Annotated in this window: 1 protein-coding gene; it reads left to right on the top strand. The window is 57.0% G+C overall.

Annotated features, from left to right (window positions below; translation table 11 throughout):
* On the top strand, positions 1-286 hold a 286-nt coding region (locus tag J4G32_RS21200; RefSeq protein WP_210497691.1), incomplete at both ends, for an ATP-binding cassette domain-containing protein.

Consider the following 286-nt stretch of genomic DNA (forward strand, 5'->3'; position numbering starts at 1 on the left):
TGCTTTTGGTCTGAAGCAGGACAAACTGCCGAAGGCGGAGATTATCAGCCGCGTCAATGAGATGCTGGGTCTGGTGCACATGCAGGAGTTTGCAAAACGTAAGCCGCATCAGCTTTCCGGCGGTCAGCGTCAGCGCGTGGCCCTGGCGCGCAGCCTGGCGAAACGTCCTAAGCTGCTCTTGTTGGATGAACCGATGGGCGCGCTGGATAAAAAATTACGCGACCGGATGCAGCTTGAAGTAGTGGATATCCTTGAGCGCGTCGGCGTGACTTGCGTCATGGTGACG

This window comes from Microvirga antarctica, assembly GCF_017921815.1.
Taxonomy (GTDB): Bacteria; Pseudomonadota; Alphaproteobacteria; order Rhizobiales; family Beijerinckiaceae; genus Microvirga; species Microvirga antarctica.